Source organism: Peribacillus sp. YIM B13482 (assembly GCF_042787975.1).
In the GTDB taxonomy this organism is placed as follows: Bacteria; Bacillota; Bacilli; order Bacillales; family DSM-1321; genus Peribacillus; species Peribacillus simplex_A.
In genome coordinates this window covers 29,510-52,905 of the sequence record NZ_JBHZPF010000016.1, presented here as the reverse complement: position 1 = coordinate 52,905, position 23,396 = coordinate 29,510, and the positions used below count along the sequence as shown (strand labels likewise).

Sequence of the window (23,396 nt, the reverse complement as noted above, 5' to 3'; positions counted from 1 at the left end):
GCGGTTCTTTTATGATTTATCCTTTTGCAGGTCTTCATATAAACGTCTTAGAATATATGATTTATACAGCTCCAGCTTTTTTTTCTCGATTGGATGATAGTTAATCCCTGCGGCTTTTAATTGCTGAATGAACCATCCTTTAGAATATTCATAAGCCATTCTACCCCCTCCTCTGTTCGAAAAAGATATGCTTCAATGAGGGGATTGATACTTATTTTTTTGCAGTCATTACTTCAAGTAATAATTCATACATTTCCGCTGCCGTTTTGAATGGGCGTTTTTGACGCATTTTCTCCTGATAACCTTCCGATTGATTCACTAAATCCGCTAATGTAGCATGAAAGATCCCCTCATTTAGATCCTCTTCTTGAATGACTTTACAAAATCCCTGTTTTTCAAAGCTTGAAGCATTTAAGATTTGATCTCCACGGGATGCATTGGCACTTAGAGGGATAAGCAACATAGGCTTTTGTAAACCTAGGAATTCAAATATTGAATTTGAACCTGCCCTTGATACGACGACATCAGCAGCAGCCAATAGATCGAATAATTCTTCATGTACGAATTCAAAGGGAGCATATCCCCTTTGTTTCAATTCGTTTTTCACATTTCCCTTACCACAAATGTGAATAATTTGGTATTCCTTTAGTAGGGCATCAAGGTTATCTGTAATCAAGTTATTGATTTTTACAGCTCCTAGGCTGCCGCCCATAACGAGTAAAACCGGTTTGTTATTCGTGAATCCACAAAATGCCTTTCCAGCGGAAGGATTTCCCGTAAAAATCCCATCGCGCAATACAGCTCCTAGATACATGGCCTTCTCCTTCGGAAGATCTTTTTCCGTTTCCTGGAAGGTAGTGAAAATCTTCGATGCAAGTGGCATGGCAATTTTATTGGCCAGTCCAGGTGTATAATCCGATTCATGGATTGCAATCGGAATTCTGAGCATTCTGCCTGCCAAAACGACCGGAACGGATACGAATCCACCTTTAGAGAAAATGAAATCCGGCTTGGTCTTTTTTAGGATTTTTCGTGCATCAAAAATCCCTTTTATGACCCGGAAAGGGTCTTTCATATTTTCGACAGAAAGATAACGTCGGAATTTCCCGACTGAAATCGTTTCATAACGGACCTCGGGAAATTCCTTTTCGATGATATTTTTTTCAATGCCTTTTTTTGAACCAATATAAGTAACATCCCAATCATGCTCTAAAAATTCCGGGATGATTGCTGCATTAACAGATACATGACCGGCAGAACCGCCTCCGGTAAATACTATTTTCTTAGTCAATATTTCCACCTTCCAAACTTAAAAAATCACTTTGCATCCATATTACCATATATCCATGCCATTAATAACTTGAAAAAGCAGTAAGTGAACCTTAAAATACCATGATGAATGTAATTATCGATTATTTTTTCCTTTTTTAACATGAATATATTATAATCTTAGTATTCTACAATACTACAAGATACATTGGAGGAGTAATACATTGCAAGAAGTTTCTGAATCTCTCCATCAATTTGATGGAATCGAAGCCTGGACCCAATTAGGAATTTCCATAGGTATTTTTCTAATCTTCCTTTTGCTTCGGAAAGTATTTACTAAATATATATTCAAATTCTTTCTTCGAATGGCAGAAAAACGTAAAGTTGAATTTGCGGCCAACTTAATGCTCGCTATCGAACAGCCGGTAAGATTGCTTATCGTTTTGATTGGTGTTATTATTTCGATGCACTATTTCCCGCTTGACTCGCCTTCGACTGAATTAAGATTGAAAATATACAGATCATTTTTTGTCTTCTTATTCTTTTGGACGATTTTCAATATCAGTTCGATCTTAACTATTTTATTTCCGAAATTAGTAAGTAAATTTGGACTTGAAGTCGATCAAATCGTCATGCCGTTCTTTACGAAAATCATAAAGTTAATCATCATTGCTTTTGGTGCCTCCATTATTGCGGAGGAATGGGGTTTTAATGTCGATGGATTTGTTGCAGGGCTTGGTTTGGGCGGATTGGCTTTCGCTCTTGCTGCTAAAGATACCGTCAGCAATTTTTTCGGGGGTATCGTCATCGTCACCGAAAAACCTTTTACAATAGGGGATTGGATCAAAACTCCAAGTGTGGAGGGAACCATTGAAGACATCACATTCCGAAGTACCAAAGTTCGGACTTTCGCCCAAGCTTTAGTTACGGTTCCAAATGCGACCCTTTCGAATGAACCGATCATTAACTGGTCAAAGATGGGTAAAAGACAGATTGCCTTCCATTTGGATGTGAATGTTACAACGCCAAAAGAAAAATTGGAAAATGTCATTAGAGGCATAGAAAAAATGCTGATTGATCATTCAGAAGTACATCCGGAAACGATTCTTGTTAAGTTTGATGAGTTTAGTCATTCCGGCTTCAACCTTTACCTCTATTTCTTCACGAATGCGACTGACTTTGGAGGATATTTATCAATTAAAGAAGATGTGAACTTTAAAATAATGGAGATATTAGAGCAGGAAGATGTGCAAATTGCCATCCCTTCCCAGGCTTTCATTCTTCAAAAAGATTCAAATATAGAAGCCATGAATGATTTTGAATCCATGCGCGACTGACAAAAAGACTTGCCCTAAAACGGCAAGTCTTTTTCATTTCAAATAAAAGCTTAAAACATCACGCGCTTCTGTGATATAATTCTTTCATTGTGTTGAAAATTTCAAATATTTATATTGAGGTACTTTGATGAACCAGACTTATACTAAATCGCAAAAGATCCGTATGTTATTTTATATATTGATACCTATCCTGATAACTCAAATCGGCCTATATGCCATGACTTTTTTTGATGTAATGATGTCAGGGCAATACAGTACGCAGGACGTTGCTGGCGTCTCGATCGGCAGTTCGCTTTGGACACCCGTGTACACGGGGCTAAGTGGGATATTGATTGCCTTAACGCCGGTGGTTTCACAGCTCGTTGGTTCCAGGCAGTCCAAATCCGTTTCCTATTCTGTGATGCAGGCCATTTATTTAGCTGTCGCTTTAGCCTTGGTCATTTTAATCATTGGGGCGTTTTCATTGAATCCCATATTGAATGCCATGGATCTTGAAGATAATGTCCACCGGGTGGCGCATGATTATTTGATCGCCCTTTCTATCGGGATCATTCCTTTATTCGTTTATAATGCGTTGAGGTCATTCATAGATGCACTCGGGCAGACGAGGATCTCCATGATCATTACCTTGTGTGCACTTCCAATTAACGTCATATTTAATTACCTGTTAATATACGGGAAGTTTGGATTCCCGGAACTTGGAGGAGTCGGTTCCGGATACGCTACTGCCATTACTTATTGGTTAATTGCACTGGTTGCCATCATTGTAGTGGTGAAAATCAACCCATTTTCGACATATAAGGTTTTCAATGAATTTTTCCGGGTTTCCTGGAAAGAATGGCGTGCCCTATTATTGATTGGGGTGCCTATCGGTCTGGCCATCTTTTTTGAAACTAGCATTTTTTCGGCCGTTACCCTTTTGATGAGTAAGTATGATACCGTGACAATTGCTTCTCATCAGATTGCCATGAATTTTGCGTCACTGCTTTATATGATGCCGCTAAGTATATCCATGGCATTGACGATCGTCATTGGATTCGAAATTGGGGCATCCCGTTATAAAGATGCCAAAGAGTACAGCTGGATTGGCATCTCGATGGCATTGACGATGTCGCTCGTTTTGTCGACCATCCTATTCCTCTTCCGCGAACCTGTCGCCTCTGTTTACACTAAAGATCATGAGGTAATGATGCTGACATCACATTTTTTAATCTATGCCATCTTCTTTCAGATATCAGATGCCCTGCAGGCACCTATACAGGGTATATTGCGTGGATATAAAGATGTAAATGTCACGTTTGCGATGTCCCTTGTCTCATATTGGATTCTTGGGCTTCCCGTTGGCTATTTCTTTGCACAGTATACGGATATGGGGGCCTTTGGGTATTGGATCGGCTTAATTTCCGGCTTGGCCCTCGGAGCGATAGGGTTGGCTGCTCGTTTAAGGTTCATACAGCAAGTAAAGTATAAAAAAATGGCATAAAAAAGAGTGGGGCTGGATTACACCGGCCCCACCTTTTTACCCTAAACCACTAGGCTTTATATAATTTCCCAAGAACATCCTTAGCTCCTGTTACCGGTATGACGCTACCGGTAATGAAATCTGATTTTTCATCACATAGGAACGTGATGACCCTCGCTATATCCTCCCCTGTACCTGGTCTTCCGACTGGAACCGTATCATCCTTTTCTCCTCTTGCGACCCTAATTTCCTCTTCTTTCCAATCACCTATGATATCTCCAGGACAGACCATATTCACGGTGATCCCATGTTTAGCTTCTTCGGCAGCCAAAGTTCTAGTTAAGGAGGTCAACCCGCTCTTTGCAGCGGCAAAAGCAGAACGATATATCCAGCCTGGTGCAGTTTCACACCTCTCAAACCCTAAAGTGATGACTCTGCCCCATCTTCTACTGCGCATTTGCGGAATAAGCTTCTTGGCAAAATAGAAAAAACCATTTAAATTTCCATCCATGATGTACTTCCATTCATCACTGTCATATTCAGACATGGGCTTGCGATCATGCATATAAGGCCCTGCGTTATGAATGAAGATATCAACATGGCCAAAAGCCTCCAAGACCAACTGCAAAATATTTCGGCAATCTTTCTCACTCGACGAGTCACCTTGAATCGCAAGTGCCTTTACATTGTACTTTTCCTGCAATTCATCCACTAATGCTAAGGCTGCCTTGTTACTTTTTCGATAAGTAATGATAATGGACATACCATTATCCGCAAGTGAAATTGCCATCCTTTTGCCGATTCCCGTTGCTCCACCAGTAATAAAAGCTACTTTTTCATCCACAGGATTACCCTCTTTATCTAATGGATTTTACTTAATTATACATAAGTTTGACCCGTTTTCTATAATTTAGTAATTATAAAAACGAACCTATAGGCTTTAGCCTGCATAAAATATAAGAAATAAACCTGTCAGCCAATAAGCAGGAGAGAGGAATTCAATATGTTTCCCTGGAATTCACTTTTTTCTTTAAAAAATAACCCGAACCAAAAGGACTTCATGAAAAATATGCAGCAAAGTGATGTACAATCGTTCATTGAAAAAGTATTTTCACAGGTCATCCCTGACAATATGCAAGGTATGATGAACCATAGTGAAGGCGGGGCACAAAAAGAACATGCCAAATCCGAACATCCTTTACATGCAGATGTTTTTGAAACCCATTTAAATGTCTTTGTAAGAATTCCCATAGAAGATGAATCTTGGCTAAAGAAAATGAAACTTTACCATACCTCTAACCAATCCATCATTGAGGGGATTCCAGAGGAGTCAGATCGGCATGTCATAACGCTGCCCGCTCTTGTTAAGAAAAAAGGGGCATCTGCCCAATATAAAGAATCAACATTGGAAATACGCCTTCAAAAAAGTTTCAATACCCAGTATTCAGAAATCGATGTATCCGAGATTTGATTTGGCTTCAAGGGACCACACTAATTTTCTGGTGCGGTCCTTCTTTCTCTTGTTGCCAACAACCACTAGTCCATACAATTAGGTTTCGGCACATTACAAAAATCAATGGCACAAATCATGCCATTCCATTAGAAGTAATTGATCAATTGCGTGCAAAAAAAGCACACCCCATGTTAATGGGATGCACTCTTCTATTAATCTATTATTTTCCGATGAATTGTTGAGTCCAGTAGTTACCAGATGCTACGTAACCTACTCCAATATGAGTAAAGCTAGGATTCATGATGTTTTCACGGTGTCCTTCGCTATTCATCCAAGCTTGTACCACTTCTTCAGGTGTTTGTTGACCTTGTGCGATGTTTTCGCCAGCTGATGTATAGCTGATTCCGAATTGTTTCATCATATCGAATGGTGAGCCGTAAGTTGGGCTATTGTGATCAAAGTAATTTTTATCTTTCATGTCTTGAGACTTGATACGGGCAACTTTGCTCAACTTAGTGTCGATTTTAAGTGCTGCCAAACCTTGTTTTTCACGTTCTGCATTCGTTAATTTAACAACTTCTTGTTCATAAGCACTTAATTCAGAGCTTGTCTCTGCTTTTTTATCAGTAGATTTATCAGGTGTTACTTCTGGTGCTTCAGGTTTTGCTTCAGGTTTTGCTTCAGGTTTTGCTTGGTTCGTTGTTCCAACTTCTTGAACTGGTGTTTGAACTGGTGTTTGTTGTGCCTGTGCTGCAGGTAATGTGAAATTGTATTTAGTTAAGTATTGGTTAAGGACATTTTGCATATCCTCTTTATTCATAGTTTGATAAGTTACTTGTTTTACAGTATCACAGTTGGCTGCTTCTGCTTGGTTAACTCCTACTCCTGTGAATATAATAGCTGCAGCTGCTGCTGCTGACATAAACATTTTCTTTTTCATTCGTATTTCCTCCTGTGATGTTCATTTTGTGTTGTGTTTTGCTTCTGGAATTATCATATCATGCATTTTTCGTAATATATGCACCATCAATTTCCATCAAATTCACAGGATGCGAATGAGAAAATATTTTTATCCAAGTTTCAGAGAAGTCTTGCAAAAATGCTTTAACTATCTATGTTTCTGTAAGTAGTATAAATACCCATATTTTCCTAGCCACTCCTTGTCAATGGTAGTTACATAGAACCATTTCCATGGAATACTAATAACTTTTCGTTGACATATCGTTTCCAAGCTACTTATTATGACTTTCATTACTTTTATGTTACATTTTTTTCGTTTTAAATTCGACATTAGACTTCATCATTCACCCCTATCCCCCCATGAGGATTTTACAAATAAAAAAACAATCCGGATTCCACCGAATTGTTTTGGTTTGGATTTTGCATTCATCATTTCATTTCATCATCATTCATCTCGTCCATATCCTTTTTTCCACCATTTTGTTCAGGAGGGCTTGGTTTGCCTATGACGAATTTTTCCTTTGGCATGTTGTGCATATCCCTTGCTGTTACGTGGGCATATACATAATAGGTTCCTTCTTCTTCAAAAGTCTTTTCCAATTCATAAATGCCGTTTTCTTTATGTTTTGCAGGAATCTTTTCATGGTCTTTGCTATTTGCAAGCCAAATTTCAAAGCTGACATCATCCGCATCTGTCACTTCTTCATCCCCATAAGTAACTTTTGCCTGAAACTTCACAGGCTCATTCACTTTGCCATGAATTGGATCGACAGCTAAATCGACATTCAACATTTTCGGAATTTCCTCTTCCTTGCCGCATCCAGCCAATAAAATTAACGTCATGCAAAATAACATGATTCTTTTCATTTTTGAACGTATCCCCTTTTTATGAATTCAATTCTTCTCCTATTATAGGTAGCACTACCCTGACTTTTGTTCCTATTTTTTCTTTACTTTCTATTTCGATATTGCCATTTTGCAATTCCACCAATTTTTTGACGATGGACAGCCCAAGCCCTGACCCGCCATCAAAACGGCTGCGTGCTTTGTTCACCCGGTAAAAGCGATTCATTACATATGGTAGATCCGCTTCAGGAATCCCATTACCCGTGTCAGTAACCACCAGTTCGCAATTTTCTTTATGCTGAATCAAGGTAATATTGATTGATCCTCCAGGCTCCGTATACTGAATGGCATTGTCAAAAATGTTATGTAAGATTTGTTCCATCCTGCCTTCATCCCCAATAATAATCGGGTCCGGATCCAGATCAATTTGCAAGTCCAATTGCTTTTCTTTTATTATAGGTTCATAAATCACAAGCACATCTTCAATGAATTGAGCAAAGGCAATCGGGGTTTTAAATAACATGAGTGGATCACTATCCATTTTTGATAAATCCATCAAATCTCCTACAAGCCGCTGCAGCCTAAGAGCTTCCCTTGAAATTAGTTGAAGGTATTTACGTTCCTCTTCATCATTTTTCACTACACCATCCAAAATGGCCTGCGTGTATCCCTTTACGTAACTAAGCGGGGTTCTAAGCTCATGTGCAACATTTTCAAGAAACTCTTTTTTTCTTTCTTCTTCCAAATGGATGGAGTTAGCCATATCATTAAAGGCTTTTGCCAGTTTACCTATTTCATCATGACTCCTTACCTGAACCTGTATGTCATAATTGCCCTCTGAGACTCGATGGGCAGCAGTCTCGATGTCCTTGATTGGACTGATTAGCTTTTTCAACCATTTCGTAGTAAAAAAAATCGCGACAATCAAGAATAAAAGAACCGCTGCCATCCACTTTGCAGCAAATTCCTTAAGCAAGACCGTAATAGAATCCACTGGAATATACGTATAGATGATGCCTTCGAGGCGATCTCCGTCAATCAGGGGTATGATGGCCGCTACGATGTTCTTTTTAAACCTTTTCTCGTACCCCTCTTTTTCAACGGCTTTCCCGTCTAAAAGCATTTGCCGTTCCTCTTCAGAAATGAGGGTGTCATAATTGATTTCAAAAGGGAGACAGGCACTCAATTCCCTGGGATTGCTGACGACAAAGACCTCGCTGTCATTCTTACTGTTAAACCATTCAACTTTTTGCTTGAAGTCTTCACTGATTTCACCGCCGGTATAATCCTCACCAAGCAATGACGCTTCATTGACTAAATCTGTTTTAAGCTTCTCCACATAAAGGTTTTTATAATAATATTGGGAAAGGGAGTAAGCGAACAGCACGGACAGGATGATGGCGGTGATGATGGTAAGCCATAATTTAAAAGAGAGGGACCTCCATTTATTAATCATTTCTTTTCCTCTATCTTATACCCGATTCCCCAGACGGTTTGAATGTAATCGGCCGCGCTTAATTTCATTCGTAAAGTTTTGATATGGGTATCCACGGTACGTAAAGACCCCCCATACTCCCCGCTCCATACATTTTCAAGCAGTTGTTCACGGCTAAGTGCCTGACTTTTATGACGCATGAGGAATAAGAGCAACTCGAATTCTTTCAAGGTTAAATTGATAGGGGTCCCTTCCACCAAAACCGTTCTGGATTGTAAGTTTAAGCTAATTTTACCGAATCGCACTTGGTTTAGATCCTCTTCTTTCAATGATAGTTTGCCTGTCCTTCGCAATACCGCTTCGACCCTAGCGACCAATTCTCCTGGATTGAACGGTTTGACGATATAATCGTCCCCGCCGAGCTTCAGCCCTTTCACCATATCCCACTCTTCACCTTTCGCACTGACAAATATTACAGGGATCTCCCAATTATCACGAATCTTTTCACATACCGAGAAACCGTCCATACCTGGCATCATGATATCCAGTAGGATTAAATCCACTTCATGTGTTTCAACCATACTAATGGCTTCTTTTCCATTCGTAGCTTGAAGGCATCGATAACCTGAGTTCAGCAAATACATTTCAACTAGATTCCGCATATCCTCTTCATCATCCACGACTAAAATGGTGTAAACATGCATGTCAACTACTCCCTCAACATCAATTGGAATGGACCTTCGCCGACTTTGATCGTTTTTTTAACATCGACTGTTCCAGCATCCACTACATACACTTCATCACTATCATATCCAGCTACGACCACATCTTCGTTAAAGTTTGCCATTTCAAAAGGGTTGACGCCGACCACCTTGCTTTTCACTTCCTCATATTGATCATTCAATTTATATAAGGAGCTTGTGCCATGACTAAGGACAAAAATGCCTTCAGCATTCTCCAGGAACTTTATCGGCATGGTGGGAGCCTTCAACTTTTTCTTCAACTCTCCCGTTTTTGCCGAATAAATATATAGATCTTCTTCCACTTGATCTCCATGACCGTGTCCTCCGATCCATATTTCATCCTTTTCTTCCCTCAATAATGAGCCAGTGCTGGAACTATGTATGGGAAATTCGAATTCAACCTTTTTCGTTTCAAGATTTATCACTGAACATTTGGTATCCCCAAAATTAATTACATACAAGCGATTCGCTTGCACACCCTGAAGAACGGTCAAAGGGCTTTTACCGACACTGACTATATCCTGTTCCTCACCTTCATCATTTAAAAAATAAATGGAGTGATTCGATTGATTGACTGCCACGATGCTTTTTCCATCATGTAATAACTGCATATTGACGATCCCTTTCCCAATTTCCCAACTGTTTATCAGTTTTCCTTCTGATAAAGAGTACACTTGGACTTTCTCCATATCCTTTCCATAAAGCAAGATAGTATCTTTGTCTGCCAGGAGCAGGGCTCCGGTAAATGGTTCTGAAATATCCCATTTGGCAAATGGATGATAGTTTTCATCTATGAAAGTCAGGGAGGTATCCTTGATATTGACTGTCGCCAAGAAAGATTTACTTTTATTTATTTTTGTAAATGTATTACTGCCATTACACCCAGTAAGCAGTAAGATGGCAAGAAAAAGCCCAATGCCCCACTTCATATTTTAAGCTCCTTATTCATTAAATATCTATTTTTTTAAAATTTTAACAATGATTTGTGAAAAAAGTATGAAGCGGAAAAGAATATTCTCTAAACAAGCATCCGTATCACAACTGGAATCATAACCTTTCCAATTCAGTGACATAGGATATGACGATCGCGTTTTTCATTTCTTCTGAAAGCGCAGAACCCATCACGCGTTTAATACAGAGGTAAAACTTTTCCAGTACTGGTTTCCGGGCACGGGGGTGTGCATTTTCATCTAAAAGCTCGCGGCGAATTAGTTCCGATAATACTTCCCTTCCACCTCCATCCGGCACCTTACGATTATTCCATAAACTTAAATAAGCCTCCAGTACTGCTTCTTGCCTGACATTATCTTTCATATTATCCCTTCCATCCATCACTAATTTATACATATTATTAATCAAGTTTGTAAAGACTAACTTAATATTACGATTACGCAATAAAAAATTCATAAAAAGGAGTGAGTAAATTGTCTCAAGTATACCGCTGTCCGAATTGCCGGACAAATAAATCTCGCTTCAATCTCATTAAGCAAGTATCAACCCCCATTAAAAAGGATCCGCAATCCGGTGAGATCGTTGAACAATATTCGAACGATTCGCTTCAGCCTTTCCATCTAGCATATAATGGTCCAGAAATTCGGGTGCAATGTGCTGCGTGCGGATTAATTGAAGACGAAAAGACATTTGCCGCCTTTGGATTGCAACAATGAAAATGGTCAGACCCATTTATGGTCTGACCATTTTTTCAATCTTTTCCCACCGACATTTTAGCTGCGGTCTATGGCAATTGGAATGAATTTTCCATCCCCATATCCATCATCCAATAATGCATTCTCGATTTCAATGGCCTTTTCCCTAAATCTTCATCTAGATTTTTCATCGAATTCGGATAATCATTCTTATTCCATGGCAATATTACCGCCTCCTTGATAAGAAAGTCTCCTTTTATGTTTCTCTTTAATGGACGGCAGACGTTTATTGGGCCGCTTTCGCTTCCAAAGCCTTCAACTGGCCGATGATAATTTCCCTATCCAACTTTTCACCGATAATGACGATATTCAATGGCATTTTCATCATTTCATTCATATACATCGGCATTCCGTATGAGTATTGGAATAAATGGGGGAGTTGTGAATGTGTAAAGGAAATGTATCCTTTCATTCGATAGACCGTTTCCGGAAGGCCCCTAAGCCAATCTTCAAAGTCAGTTTGTGCCACGGCACCCTCAAATGTGTGGACCACTGCAGTTAAATGCAAATGGTCGTGTACATCAAGCTTTTGATGGCCATTTTGCCGTTTTCTTTGCATCTGCTGCAACGATATCAAGGAAATGGCCGCATACTCCGTCAATAAACAAACAGCATCGGTGTTAAGCGCCTGTATCGAATATATCAGCTGTGCGGCCTCCATCTCACTTACAAGGTCCACTTTATTCAATAATATGAAATCCGCATGGTGGATTTGCTCAGCAAGCAACTGCCGAAGCTGCGGAGACAGTTCTTCCCGATCGCGCCACCGTAGTAAATCGACGACCGTTATAATCCCTTTATAATCCAGTCTTTTGGCGAAAAGCGGCGACATGATGCCATCCAATACTTCAACTGGATGGGCTGCGCCCGTCGTTTCAATATAAACGGCGTCCAGGTTGTTTTCAGTTAGCAATTCATGAAGCTGAACCTCCAGCTTATCCTGAATGGTGCAGCAAATGCACCCGTCAAACAACTCCTTCAATGGCACTTCATCACCAATCAGGCCGCTGTCCACCGATACACTGCCGAGCTCATTCAAAAGGACGGCCACTTTCCTATTTGCTTCACTTTCCTGTTTTAATATATTTCGTAGAAGCGTCGTTTTCCCGCTGCCGAGAAATCCTCCTAATATGTAAACTTCGGTTGTTTTCATTTGTATCTGCTCCCATGATCCTGTAAAATTCGATTCCGTTAAATTTTATCATACTTATCTTTTAAAAGCACTTGCCCGAACCACATAAAAAACCAGCCCGTAAGCTGGTTTTTCGACAATGATTCATGCTTGAACTTCGTCTTTTTCGTAAATCGGCACCCATCCTGCCGCTGTAACGAAAATACGGACAGCTACAGTTTTTCTATCTTCTGCCAGCGTGAAATAATGCCGTGTGGATTCTGGTACACTAATAAGATCTCCTGGATTAAGCCGTACATCAAACCACTGCTTATCCCTGCCCTCAATGGCAAAAATACTGGTTCCGCCTGCTATGAAACGCACTTCATCATCTTCATGGTGGTGTTCCTGCTTAAAGTTTTCAAGCATTTGATCCAAGTTTGGATTTGCATCGGATAATGTGATGATATCTTGAGCTTTATAGCCTCTTCTTTCGGAAATTTCCGCTATCTCAGATTTGAAAGTTAAAAGGATTTCCTCTTTGTCAGCATCTGTCAGATCGTATTTTTCCACAAGATGGGCCGGTAATTTCGAAATGTCCCATTGTTCATAAATAACCCCTTGTGTTTCTAAAAAGCCTTTTACCTGTTCACCGTTTTCAATAACCTCGTTTGTTTCATGGAACCTAATCATCGCCATCATTCATCCTCCTCTAGGATCTTTTATCTTAAAGAACCTGCAAACGCCTTTTGTTGATTAAGCAACAGTTGATATTGAAATAAAAATTCGCAAGCTTCAAGTATTCTTTTTGCTTCGAGTCCGCTTATACCCCAGACCGTAATTCCATGATTGCGGATCAGCACGGCGCCAGAGTCTTCTTCGACATGTTGCTTGAACTTATCGGATAACTGTTGAATGTCAGCGTGATTATATATTATTGGAATCCGAAGCTCTGAATCTTCATCCCACCGTCCGGTCGCTTTTATGATTTCATGATTATGAAAAGAAACCTGACCTTCATCTCCGTACAATTCGGATATCACATTATTTTCAACTGTATGGACATGGAGTACACAGTTCGCATTGGTTTTCCCGTAAATAACGGTATGAAGCAAAGTTTCGGCCGATGGCCTTAGCTCCGTTTCTTCAACTGGTTTTCCTTTTAAATCCACCAATAAAAAGTCCGAATCCGATTGCTTCCTTTTATCCTTACCGCTTGCCGAAATATAAAAGAAAGGACTTTTGGGCTCGCGGATGGACAAGTTCCCGCTTGTTCCCATAAACCAATCCCTTTGGGCCAGTTCAGCTTTAATATCGGCTAGCTCCAGCCATTCTTCAGTATGTGTGTTCACGCCTTTACCTCCTCCCGCCGCTTTAAAATATCAATTACATCATAAAACGTCTCAAAACCTTGATGAGGAATCCCTTCTCTATCACAATTCTCAAGCAGCATGTCACGGGCTATGACAAAATCGGCCTGTTTTGCCGCTTCAAAATCCGTTACTGAATCTCCAATAACGAGCTTAAAATCACCCGCACTCGCAATTCCCCTCATAATTGATGGCTTACAGCAACCGCAATCCTTATTACATTGGTCATCACAAGCGTGGGGCCACTCAATATAAATCTTTTCCTTATTGAAAAATGCATTGTTGCAATAAACGGAATCTGCTGGCAAGATATCATTAAAAAGAGGTGCAATGAAAAAATCCATGCCTCCACTTACAATATATAAAGGGATGTTGGCTTTTTTCGTATACTCAACGAATTCATTAAATCCTGGACGAATGCCGGCCGTCTCGCATACATATTGAATGATGTCATCCTTCAAGCCACTATCAAGCAAGGAAAACATATCACCGACCCCTGAAGATATACTGATTTTTTGCTGAAGGACATCGTCTTTCAACTTTTCCCACTCCGGTGGCGCAAATTTTTTCATGATAGAAATGATATTATCTATGTTGGTGATCGTTCCATCGAAATCGCAAAAGATGATCGGTTTCATTATTTCTTACAAGCCTCCCCATAAAACAAGAGCTTTTTTTAGTCCTTCTTCCTCAGCCGCCGCTTCTGATAGGTCCTTTCCTGCTAGTACGGCTTCAACAGCAGAACGGAAAGCCTTGGCCCCGCCCTCTGCTCCGTCAGGGTGTCCGTGAATTCCACCTCCGGCATTAATGACACTGTCCAGCCCAAAATCCTTGATCAGGTCGGGAACCATGCCTGGATGAATGCCTGCAGAAGGTACAGGGAAGGCCTTTTTCCATGAAAATTCATCTTTTGTAAGAGCTTCAGCAATCGCTAATGTTTCCTTTTTTTCAAGTGCGACATTTCCATAAGGTGATGGGAACAAGGATAAATCCGCTCCTGATAACCTCACTAATTTACCAAGCAATAATGGATAGCCTATCCCATAAAATGATGAAGATGCCAATGCCCCGCTATATGCGGGGTGCGCCATGATCGGTAGTTTGATATGATCATGTTCACTTAAGGCTTGCAATACATCCAAACCATATGTATGAACGTTGAACAATAAAGCATCTGCCCCTGCTTCAGCCGCTTGCTTCGCCTTATCCAATAAATCAAATGTTTTCCCTGATAGATTGACAGCATATAAAGTTCGGTGGCCAGTCGTTTCAAAGACTTCATTCAAAATTCTTTTTCCCGTTTTTATTCTATCGAAAAATGGAGTCTGTTCCTGGTCAAAGAGAATCTCATCATCTTTAACTAGGTCAACACCTCCTACCGCTTGTTGCTTCAGTTGCTCATTATGGAAGGTTAGATCCCTTCCCAATACACCTTTAAAGATGCTCATCACCAGGGGCCTGTTAAATACCTCAATCTTTTCCCTTATGCCTGTAATGCCAAATTGCGGTCCCGGGAACGCTTTTTGAATAGCACCGACAAAATCCAGGTCGATCAGTTTTATTTCACCGTCCAATGAAAGTTTGCCGAAGACCGTCGTAAGGATTGCAGGTAAATCATTAGAGAAATTCCCAGCCGGATAGGCAATTTTAATTAGCGAACGGTACACTTTACGATTAAAGTAGCCGTTTGCCCTCTCTTCTTCAGATAGTGGCGTTACGGATACTACACGTCCCTTATGCTTTTCCAGTTGCTTCTGGACCAATTGGGGCAGGTCCGTCCATGTCCCCACAGTCAAACCTAAGGCAATGCTCTCTGCTTTTTTCTCATGATTTCCATTAAAGTCATGAATTAAATAAGTAGCGACTATCTCGCTCATCTGATCACTCCTATTACACGTTAGTAAACTCTCGAAGTCATTAACCTGGCATTGCTCTAAATGGCAAAAGCCCCTTCATATAAGAAGAGGCTTAAAAAGCCATCTTCTTATCCCCCAGCCATTGGCTGCAAGAATTAGCACCGTGCCTTGTGGATTTCATTAAAAATCCGGCGAAGAATTCCGCCCCATTTTACAATGGAATTACGGTCGGTTGCTGGGCTTCATAGGGCTAGTCCCTCCACCTGCTCAAAATAAGAAAACGCTGATATATAGTTACAAGTATCGAAAGATTTAGAATTTATTTTGTATTCTGACAGGTATTCCATACTTTGTCAATACGTTTTTAACCATTTAACGGTGGGATACATTGGATACCTCAATCCTTCGTTAAAACAAGTTTAGTGTGCGAATTCGTTCCACAGCCTCTTTTAACCGCTCTTCCGAAGTCAGAAGCCCTACCCTTACGTAACCCTCGCCAAATTCACCGAATCCATTTCCTGCGGCAACAGCTACGTGGGCATGCGTTAATAAATAGTCTGCAAAACTCTCTGACGTAAAACCTTTTGGTACCTTGAGCCAGGCAAAAAACGATGCTTCAGGAGCTTTGACTTCCCAGCCGATTGCCCTTAATCCCTCAATGAAAACATTCCTGCGCCCCTCATACATCTTCACTAATTCCTCTACACAGCTCTGCGAGTCAAGCAATGCACTTGCCGCTGCTTCCTGTATCGCCGGGAAGAGACTCACATAAAGATGGTCTTGTAATAGTTCAAGAGCCTCTATGACACTTTTATTCCCCATTGCGAAGCCAACTCTCCACCCTGCCATATTGTATGTTTTCGATAGTGTGTATATTTCTATTCCTACATCCTTCGCTCCCTTTGCCTGGAGAAAGCTTGTCGGTTTTTTTCCGTCGAACCCTATCGCTCCATAAGCGAAATCGTGGACCACACAAATTGAATGCTCTCTTGCGTGGGAGACGGTTTCATCAAAAAAACTTTCAGTTGCAGAAGCACCAGTGGGGTTATTCGGATAGTTCAAGAACATCATTTTGGCTTTATCAAGCACGTCTTTATGTATAACTTTGTAATTCGGAAGAAAACCATTTTCTTCTGTCAAGGGCATGAATTCGGTTTTTGCCTGGGCTAACACTACACCTGAAAGATAATCCGGATAGCCGGGATCAGGAACCAGGATCGTATCACCTGGATTTAATAAACACTGCGGCAGTTCGACAAGACCTGCCTTTCCTCCAAAGAGAATCGCCACTTCACTATTTGGATCCAGCTTGACTCCATATTCACGTTCATAAAAGACGGCAGCGGCATCCTTTAAATATTGATGTCCCCGGAATGGTGAATATTTATGATTAATCGATCTTTCAGCAGCAGTCTGTAAACTTTTCACGATATGTTCAGGCGTAGGTTGATCAGGATTTCCCTGGCCTAAATTAATGACATCATGTCCTTGCGCCGTAATCGCATTGACTTTTGCGACAAGTGAGGCAAAAAACTGCTTTGGCAGGTCCTGAAGCTTTCCGGATTTTTCGAATTGCAACATTTATACACCTTCTCTGAAATTTCTTGAAATTATAGTCACAAATGATATATGTTTATCATAGTCTTGTAAAGCATTTTTTACATGTGGGGGTTTTAAACGATGAAGTGGAAAATAGCCTGTATTCAAATGGATATAGCATTCGGGCAACCGGATATCAATTTTCAGGTTGCTGAACAATGGTTGGAAGAAGCAGCACGGTCAGAACCCGATATCGTCATTTTACCAGAGCTTTGGACAACTGGATACGACTTGACCAGGTTAAATGAGATTGCTGATCAAGAGGCGGAAAAAACGATTGAATTCCTTAAAACACAGGCAAGGAAACACGAGATTCACATCGTAGGCGGTTCCATTGCCAAAAAAACGAGCAAGGGTATCTATAACACCATGATCATCATCAATAAGGATGGAAAACTCATTAAAGAGTATGATAAGCTTCACTTATTTCAATTGATGGATGAACATCGCTACCTGCAGCCAGGTGAAAAAAAAGGTTTATTCACTCTTGATGAAAAAATATGTGCTGGATTCATTTGTTATGACATCCGCTTCCCGGAATGGCAGCGAGCCCATGCTGTTCAAGGTGCCGAAGTTCTATTCGTAACCGCAGAATGGCCTAAGCCCAGACTCGATCACTGGAGAGCCTTATTGATTAGTCGTGCCATCGAGAACCAAGCCTATGTTGTAGCCGTTAATCGTTCAGGTTCGGATATCAATAATATATTTGCTGGTCATTCCTTGATTATTGATCCATGGGGAGTTATCGTAAGTGAAGCGGGAGAAGAAAACGAACTATTGACAGGCACCTTGGACTTCACTAAAGTTACGGAAGCACGTAACAAAATACCTGTATTCGAAGATCGCCGGCCGGACTTTTATTAATTTCCCCATTGACAAACTATTTAAAAAGTTGATATTATTTTCCCGAAGATTAAAATTTCAGAATACATATACTCTTATCAAGAGCAGGCTGAGGGATAAAGGCCCTATGAAGCCCAGCAACCGACTGTAATACCATTGTGAAATGGGGCGGATCCACCGCCGGATTATAAAATCCACAGAGCACGGTGCTAATTCCACCAGAATTCATTTTTCTGGGAGATGAGAGGTCCGAAGCCAAAACTTCTGCCTCTTTCTATATGAAAGAGGCTTTTTTATTCTTATTTTGAACCTGGAGGGAAAAAAATGACTCAAAACCATTCGAATTTTAAAAGATTGACAAACGAAACAGCTATAACCTTTGCAAAAAAACTTGGGTTGGTCAATGCGGATGCCAGTTTAAACTGTAAAGAAATCGGAGATGGTAACTTAAATTATGTTTTTCATATTACAGAAACTGATACAAATAAAGGAATAATAATCAAACAGGCTGTCCCATATGCCAAGGTAATTGGCGAAAGCTGGCCGCTGACATTGAAAAGGGCTGCCATTGAAGCGAATGCACTTATTCATTTCAAAAGCTATTGCCCCGAATTCGTACCGCAAGTCTATTATTCGGATGAACAGCTTGCGATCACAGTCATGGAAGATTTATCGCACTTGAAAATCGTTAGAACAGGATTAATCGATGGTGATCCATATCCATTGCTTTCACAGCATATCGGTGAGTATGTAGCGAAGACGGCATTTTATACATCCGATTATCATTTAGAACCCTCTGCGAAAAAAGAAGTGGCCCGACACTTCACGAATCCGGAGCTTTGCAGAATCACTGAAGTCTACATTTTCACGGATCCTTTTTTCGAGGAGCTCCCCGGAGATTTCGAGGTGGAATTGACTGATGCCGCCAAAAGTATTTGGAATGATCAAGATGTGATACTTGAAGTCGCCAAGCTGAAACAAAGCTTTGAAACCGAGCAGGAATCCTTGCTTCATGGAGATTTACATACAGGAAGTATATTTGCAAGTGAAACTGAAACAAAGGTTATTGATGCAGAATTTGCTTTTTATGGCCCAGTTGGTTTTGACCTAGGTCAATACACAGCCAACCTTCTTTTTCAGGCAGTCACACGTAATGGCCCTGGAAAGGAAGAGATTTTCACACACCTCCATCAATTTTGGAATGCCTTTGAAGAAGCATATACTGAACTATGGAACACCCAAAATATAAGCCCATTCCGCAATGTGAAGGGTTATCTACCTTATTTACTGGCTAAATTCAAAAGGGACGCATTCGGTTTTGCCGGATGCGAATTGATTCGGCGAACCATTGGCCTTTCCCATGTTGCCGATCTAAATGTCATTGAAGATAAAGAATCTAGGATCGCTGCGAAAACGACAACATTGAAGATTGGTGCTTTTTTAATTAAAAAACGGGAAGAATTGGATGTTCCAGCTGTCATTGATGCGTTGAAAAACCATACACTTCCATTTTATTCAACCCTTTAAAAGGAGACCTGTACATGACGACACTAGCACCCTTACCATATTCAGTCCAATGGGATGATACCCATATTACATTATTAAATCAACAGGCCCTGCCTTCCTTAACTGAATTCATTGAACTTCATTCAGTTGATGATGTATACGACAGCATTTTGACATTAAAGGTACGCGGCGCCCCAGCAATCGGACTGACGGCAGCATTTGGCGTTGCACTTGGTGCCAAACAGGAAACAACCACTGAATTAGGGGAATTCAAGAAGAATGTAACGGGGCATATTGAAAAGCTCGCCTCTTCCAGGCCTACTGCGGTCAACCTTTTTTGGGCATTACGGAGGATGGAAAGCACCTTGCAAGCAGCACAAAGCATTTCAGCTGCCAAGGAAGCACTTGTAACGGAGGCCAAAGCCATCTTTACTGAGGATGAAGAAATGTGCAGGAAAATTGGGGAACATGGTTTATCCTTATTCGCTAAAGGTGATTCCATCCTAACGCATTGCAACGCTGGTGGGATTGCCACAGCCCGTTATGGAACAGCCTTGGCTCCATTCCACCTTGCAAAAGAAAGGGGCTTTCCGCTAAAAGTGTACGCTTGTGAAACCAGACCTGTCCTGCAAGGGGCGCGTTTGACTGCTTGGGAACTGATGCAATCAGGGGTTGACGTCACATTAATATCTGATAATATGGCTGCACATACGATTCTTCAGAAACGGATCAATGGAATTATAGTTGGGGCCGACAGAATTGCGGCTAATGGTGATACAGCAAATAAAATCGGGACATTGGGATTGGCCATATTAGCTAGGCACTTTAGTATCCCTTTTTATGTGGCTGCTCCATCAAGCACATTCGACTTTTCTATCAAATCCGGCTCATCCATCCCGATCGAAGAACGGGATGAAGCGGAAATCACCTTCATTCAAGGTGTACGGATCGCTCCGGAAAACGTGAAGACATTCAATCCAGCCTTTGACGTTACACCAAATCAGCTAATTACCGGCATCATTACAGAAAACGGCATCATTGGATCTGATTTTGTAAAAAACATTCCGCATTTTGTTAAGTGATCCAGGTCATTTTATTGATATAAAAAGACGAGACGGATTTAAGTATCCCTCTCGTTTTTTAAAAGAAGATCAAATAGTAATATTCTTGCGAGGTCTATTATAAAATAATTTAAGTGATTTGAACAAATCACCTCTTTCGATTGATGTTTTCGATAACAAATGATGAATAGTTATTCTTATTTTGTAAAAAATTCTTGAAGTGCCTTCTTATTTTTAGTATAGTCCATTTCCAACACGGCTCCGGTATGGGGATATATTTCATCTTTATAGCTTCCTTCTACGGGGATCCTTAGAGTTTCAACGGTGTCCGGTGTATGGAAGACGGCTTCTGGACCCATTTCCATTATCGTTTTCACCCCAATATCAGTATTTAAATAGGAAAGTCCTTGTTCGATTATACTAGGAAGGGCCGCTATACCTTCGAAGGACGAGATTTGATTTATAAACGCTGATTTTAATTGAACCAATACTTCCTGTTGACGCTCTACCCTTCCAAAATCACTTTCATCGTCATGTCTAAAACGGACATATTTCAATATTTCCTCACCATGTAAAACATTTTTACCAACGCTTGCTTGAATACTCATATCATCAATAATTTCCTGATCCACATCCACCACTACCCCCTCAGGGGCAAGCAAATCCACCATCTTCACAAATCCCTGAAAGTCAATTACTGCAACATGATCGACCTTGACATCAAGGTTTTCCTGAATGGTTTTCTTTAGCAGCTCCTTTCCACCATAATAATAAGCAGCATTTATTTTGTTATATGCTGATTTATCCCCAGGGATTTTCACATAACTATCACGCATAATGGAAGCCAGCTTTAGTTTTTCCTGCTCTGGAAAGTATTTTGCCAGTATAATCGCATCTGATCGAGATTTTTCCTCCCCGCGAGAATCAACACCAATTAACAGAAATGTTTTCACGCCTTCTTGGATCATTTCTTTGGTTATCTTTTTTTCCGTACCTGCATTTCCATTTTGTTTGGGTAAAGGCGCATAGGTGCAACCTGCCAGAATCCAGACCATTAGATATATGAACAGTACCTTTTCTTTCATTACCTCACCTCATCGGAAAATTAACCATATCTTTTACCTTATATTGGAATACTATTCATTGAACGACAAAAAAGCCTGCCATCGATAATCGCTGACAGGCTTTTCCATTTATTTGATTTCTTTCTTTAATACTTCAACCGCTTTTTTCACTTGTGTGTCGTTTTTTAGTATTTTTTCCCGTATGACCTGCATCAATTTCACGGTAGTATCATCTTTGATGGTACCAGTTTCTTTAATTTTTTGTTCCCTTTGGAACGCTTTAACCGCATTTGTAGTTGCTTCATCAAAGAATCCATCTATCTTACCAGGATCATGGCCTGCTACCTTCAGCATCTCTTCGGCTGCTTTCACTTCACTGGAGGAATCAGATGCTTTCAATTCCTTATCAGGCGAAATGTACGGAAGGCTGGCATAGTCAGGAAGCTTCACAGTAATATCCGGCTTGATCCCTTTCTTATGAATCCAATTGCCTTTAGGAGTCAACCATTTGGCTGCCGTATATTTGAAGTTAGACCCATCATCAAAGTCTTGGGCAGTCTGCACAGTCCCTTTTCCAAATGATTTGACACCGATCAAAGGAATGTCCGCAGATTCACTGACAGCGGCCGCAACAATTTCAGAAGCGCTGGCACTGCCATCATCAATCAACACGACTACCGGTATCTTCAGCTCTCCATCATTCTTCGATTTATAGACTTCTTTTTTCCCGTTGCGATCCTCAACTTGAAGGACCACTTTCCCATTAGGTATGAACAGGCTTGCCATTTCTATTGCTTGGTCAAGCAGTCCCCCTGGGTTTCCTCGCAAATCCAATACCAGACCCTTCATATCCTTCTTCGACATCTCTTCAAGCGACGTTTTCAGCTCTTGGACTGTATGTTCGGAAAAACTGGTCACTTGAATTTTTGCAACTCCATCATCAAGCATTTCCGCATAAACTGTTTCAATCGGAATTGTATCACGTTTAATCGTGAGCTCAATCGGTTCCGACTCACCAGCTCTTGAGATGGACAAATCCACTTTCGTACCCTTTTTGCCCCTGATTTTCAGGACAGCTTCAGAAGAGCTTAGTCCTTCAACGCTTTTACCGTTCACACTCAAAATGATATCATTCGGCTTTACCCCTGCTTTTTCTGCTGGGGACCCTTTTATTGGTGAGACGACCATGATTTTTCCATCTTGCTCCTGAATCTCTGCACCGATTCCTTCAAAAGATGAAGAGATGCTCTCATGGAAACTAGATGCTTCCTTTTTATCCATATATGCAGAGTAAGGGTCATCCAATGATTTAATCATTCCATTAATTGCCCCGTCAACCAGCTTGTCTTGATCAATCTTTTCATAGTAATTACCCTTTATTGTATCGTATGTAGAATACAGCTTTTCAAATTCCGCATGTTTATCAGGTGCTAATGACTCTACTTTTTCATCTCCAAAGGTCAAGGCTATTGTAGTAATCCCTGCTGTTAGAAATATGACTAAGAAAATCCCCATAATGAACGTAAACTTCTTTATTTTAATGAATTTCCCTGCCTCTTTTGGCTGTTTTTGATTTTCTTCTTCCACTTAGCCTCACCACTTTCATTCTTCATGACGATATAAACGATTTCATTCTATTTTATCAGCTTTCATGCCAATCGAAAAATAATTGTTATCAAAAATAACAACTTATGATCATATGTATTTTTTTAACCCTCAGTAAACGGTAAATCAAATGGAACACTAAGGACACCCAGGCAATTCCTGAATGAGCC

At 40.5% G+C, this 23,396-nt stretch carries 25 protein-coding genes and 2 riboswitches; of the genes, 7 read left to right on the top strand and 18 right to left on the bottom strand.

Annotated elements, in window-relative coordinates:
- Window positions 1-9 precede the first annotated feature (9 nt).
- Both ACFX4L_RS10455 and ACFX4L_RS10450 read right to left on the bottom strand, forming a co-directional pair.
- The gene (locus tag ACFX4L_RS10455; RefSeq protein WP_081108830.1) at window positions 10-159 is read right to left on the bottom strand and encodes a DUF2639 domain-containing protein; all 150 of its coding nucleotides are present in this window, start codon (window positions 157-159) and stop codon (window positions 10-12) included.
- Between the two features lie 52 nt (window positions 160-211).
- Window positions 212-1,300 (bottom strand): undecaprenyldiphospho-muramoylpentapeptide beta-N-acetylglucosaminyltransferase, encoded by a 1,089-nt coding sequence (locus ACFX4L_RS10450; RefSeq protein WP_284470466.1) that lies wholly within the window; start codon window positions 1,298-1,300, stop codon window positions 212-214.
- A 193-nt stretch (window positions 1,301-1,493) separates the two neighbouring features.
- On the opposite strand from ACFX4L_RS10450, the gene ACFX4L_RS10445 reads away from it, so the two are divergent.
- Both ACFX4L_RS10445 and ACFX4L_RS10440 read left to right on the top strand, forming a co-directional pair.
- Window positions 1,494-2,606, top strand: a complete 1,113-nt coding sequence (locus tag ACFX4L_RS10445; protein WP_284470465.1) for a mechanosensitive ion channel family protein — start codon at window positions 1,494-1,496, stop codon at window positions 2,604-2,606.
- A 127-nt stretch (window positions 2,607-2,733) separates the two neighbouring features.
- Complete coding sequence (locus tag ACFX4L_RS10440) at window positions 2,734-4,089, top strand: MATE family efflux transporter (RefSeq protein ID WP_284470464.1); 1,356 nt, start codon at window positions 2,734-2,736, stop codon at window positions 4,087-4,089.
- A gap of 49 nt (window positions 4,090-4,138) precedes the next feature.
- Here ACFX4L_RS10440 and ACFX4L_RS10435 read toward each other — a convergent pair whose 3' ends face one another.
- Window positions 4,139-4,912, bottom strand: coding sequence for an SDR family oxidoreductase (locus tag ACFX4L_RS10435; protein ID WP_377405023.1), 774 nt, complete (start codon window positions 4,910-4,912; stop codon window positions 4,139-4,141).
- 159 nt (window positions 4,913-5,071) lie between these two features.
- Between ACFX4L_RS10435 and ACFX4L_RS10430 the strand changes: the two genes are divergently transcribed.
- Entirely contained in the window at window positions 5,072-5,539 is a 468-nt protein-coding gene (locus ACFX4L_RS10430; protein ID WP_284470462.1) for an Hsp20/alpha crystallin family protein, read from the top strand.
- A 202-nt stretch (window positions 5,540-5,741) separates the two neighbouring features.
- Here ACFX4L_RS10430 and ACFX4L_RS10425 read toward each other — a convergent pair whose 3' ends face one another.
- From ACFX4L_RS10425 to ACFX4L_RS10400, 6 genes are all read right to left on the bottom strand, one after another.
- Window positions 5,742-6,461: a CAP domain-containing protein gene (locus tag ACFX4L_RS10425; protein WP_377405020.1), complete on the bottom strand. Its 720-nt coding sequence runs from the start codon at window positions 6,459-6,461 to the stop codon at window positions 5,742-5,744.
- A gap of 449 nt (window positions 6,462-6,910) precedes the next feature.
- Window positions 6,911-7,348, bottom strand: a complete 438-nt coding sequence (locus ACFX4L_RS10420; RefSeq protein WP_284470460.1) for a FixH family protein — start codon at window positions 7,346-7,348, stop codon at window positions 6,911-6,913.
- A gap of 19 nt (window positions 7,349-7,367) precedes the next feature.
- Entirely contained in the window at window positions 7,368-8,783 is a 1,416-nt protein-coding gene (locus ACFX4L_RS10415; protein ID WP_377381894.1) for a sensor histidine kinase, read from the bottom strand.
- A complete protein-coding gene (locus ACFX4L_RS10410; RefSeq protein ID WP_377405017.1) occupies window positions 8,780-9,466 on the bottom strand; it encodes a response regulator transcription factor in 687 nt (228 codons plus the stop codon). The genes ACFX4L_RS10415 and ACFX4L_RS10410 overlap by 4 nt, the downstream gene beginning before the upstream one ends.
- A gap of 5 nt (window positions 9,467-9,471) precedes the next feature.
- Complete coding sequence (locus tag ACFX4L_RS10405; RefSeq protein ID WP_317776997.1) at window positions 9,472-10,434, bottom strand: YncE family protein; 963 nt, start codon at window positions 10,432-10,434, stop codon at window positions 9,472-9,474.
- A 118-nt stretch (window positions 10,435-10,552) separates the two neighbouring features.
- Window positions 10,553-10,819 (bottom strand): hypothetical protein, encoded by a 267-nt coding sequence (locus tag ACFX4L_RS10400; protein WP_089364061.1) that lies wholly within the window; start codon window positions 10,817-10,819, stop codon window positions 10,553-10,555.
- Between the two features lie 110 nt (window positions 10,820-10,929).
- Between ACFX4L_RS10400 and ACFX4L_RS10395 the strand changes: the two genes are divergently transcribed.
- The gene (locus tag ACFX4L_RS10395) at window positions 10,930-11,172 is read left to right on the top strand and encodes a hypothetical protein (RefSeq protein ID WP_061463574.1); all 243 of its coding nucleotides are present in this window, start codon (window positions 10,930-10,932) and stop codon (window positions 11,170-11,172) included.
- Window positions 11,173-11,240: 68 nt separating this feature from the next.
- Here ACFX4L_RS10395 and ACFX4L_RS10390 read toward each other — a convergent pair whose 3' ends face one another.
- From ACFX4L_RS10390 to ACFX4L_RS10360, 7 genes are all read right to left on the bottom strand, one after another.
- Window positions 11,241-11,375: a hypothetical protein gene (locus ACFX4L_RS10390; RefSeq protein ID WP_377405014.1), complete on the bottom strand. Its 135-nt coding sequence runs from the start codon at window positions 11,373-11,375 to the stop codon at window positions 11,241-11,243.
- Between the two features lie 62 nt (window positions 11,376-11,437).
- On the bottom strand, window positions 11,438-12,364 hold the full coding sequence (locus ACFX4L_RS10385; protein WP_284470456.1) for a CobW family GTP-binding protein: 927 nt from the start codon (window positions 12,362-12,364) through the stop codon (window positions 11,438-11,440).
- Between the two features lie 123 nt (window positions 12,365-12,487).
- Entirely contained in the window at window positions 12,488-13,021 is a 534-nt protein-coding gene (locus tag ACFX4L_RS10380; RefSeq protein ID WP_377405010.1) for a cupin domain-containing protein, read from the bottom strand.
- 23 nt (window positions 13,022-13,044) lie between these two features.
- Entirely contained in the window at window positions 13,045-13,674 is a 630-nt protein-coding gene (locus ACFX4L_RS10375; RefSeq protein ID WP_377381902.1) for a methylthioribulose 1-phosphate dehydratase, read from the bottom strand.
- Window positions 13,671-14,330 carry a 2-hydroxy-3-keto-5-methylthiopentenyl-1-phosphate phosphatase gene (locus ACFX4L_RS10370; protein ID WP_377405007.1) on the bottom strand — a complete coding sequence of 220 codons (660 nt, stop codon included), beginning with the start codon at window positions 14,328-14,330 and terminating at the stop codon, window positions 13,671-13,673. The genes ACFX4L_RS10375 and ACFX4L_RS10370 overlap by 4 nt, the downstream gene beginning before the upstream one ends.
- 6 nt (window positions 14,331-14,336) lie before the next feature.
- Window positions 14,337-15,569 (bottom strand): 2,3-diketo-5-methylthiopentyl-1-phosphate enolase, encoded by a 1,233-nt coding sequence (mtnW, locus tag ACFX4L_RS10365; protein ID WP_377405002.1) that lies wholly within the window; start codon window positions 15,567-15,569, stop codon window positions 14,337-14,339.
- 104 nt (window positions 15,570-15,673) lie between these two features.
- A riboswitch (SAM riboswitch) is annotated at window positions 15,674-15,827 on the bottom strand.
- Between the two features lie 129 nt (window positions 15,828-15,956).
- Window positions 15,957-17,129: a pyridoxal phosphate-dependent aminotransferase gene (locus ACFX4L_RS10360; RefSeq protein ID WP_089364029.1), complete on the bottom strand. Its 1,173-nt coding sequence runs from the start codon at window positions 17,127-17,129 to the stop codon at window positions 15,957-15,959.
- Between the two features lie 99 nt (window positions 17,130-17,228).
- On the opposite strand from ACFX4L_RS10360, the gene ACFX4L_RS10355 reads away from it, so the two are divergent.
- The 3 genes from ACFX4L_RS10355 to mtnA all read left to right on the top strand — a co-directional run bounded on the left by ACFX4L_RS10355 (window position 17,229) and on the right by mtnA (window position 20,578).
- Complete coding sequence (locus ACFX4L_RS10355) at window positions 17,229-18,011, top strand: carbon-nitrogen family hydrolase (RefSeq protein WP_377404998.1); 783 nt, start codon at window positions 17,229-17,231, stop codon at window positions 18,009-18,011.
- 71 nt (window positions 18,012-18,082) lie between these two features.
- Window positions 18,083-18,237, top strand: a riboswitch (SAM riboswitch).
- A gap of 77 nt (window positions 18,238-18,314) precedes the next feature.
- Window positions 18,315-19,517 (top strand): S-methyl-5-thioribose kinase, encoded by a 1,203-nt coding sequence (gene mtnK, locus ACFX4L_RS10350; RefSeq protein ID WP_377381913.1) that lies wholly within the window; start codon window positions 18,315-18,317, stop codon window positions 19,515-19,517.
- A 14-nt stretch (window positions 19,518-19,531) separates the two neighbouring features.
- Complete coding sequence (mtnA, locus tag ACFX4L_RS10345) at window positions 19,532-20,578, top strand: S-methyl-5-thioribose-1-phosphate isomerase (RefSeq protein WP_377404995.1); 1,047 nt, start codon at window positions 19,532-19,534, stop codon at window positions 20,576-20,578.
- A gap of 176 nt (window positions 20,579-20,754) precedes the next feature.
- Here the strand turns inward: mtnA and ACFX4L_RS10340 are convergent, their stop codons facing one another.
- Window positions 20,755-21,642, bottom strand: coding sequence for an LCP family protein (locus ACFX4L_RS10340; RefSeq protein ID WP_377381917.1), 888 nt, complete (start codon window positions 21,640-21,642; stop codon window positions 20,755-20,757).
- Between the two features lie 108 nt (window positions 21,643-21,750).
- Complete coding sequence (locus tag ACFX4L_RS10335) at window positions 21,751-23,208, bottom strand: lmo1851 family serine protease (RefSeq protein WP_284470449.1); 1,458 nt, start codon at window positions 23,206-23,208, stop codon at window positions 21,751-21,753.
- Window positions 23,209-23,396: the final 188 nt, after the last annotated feature.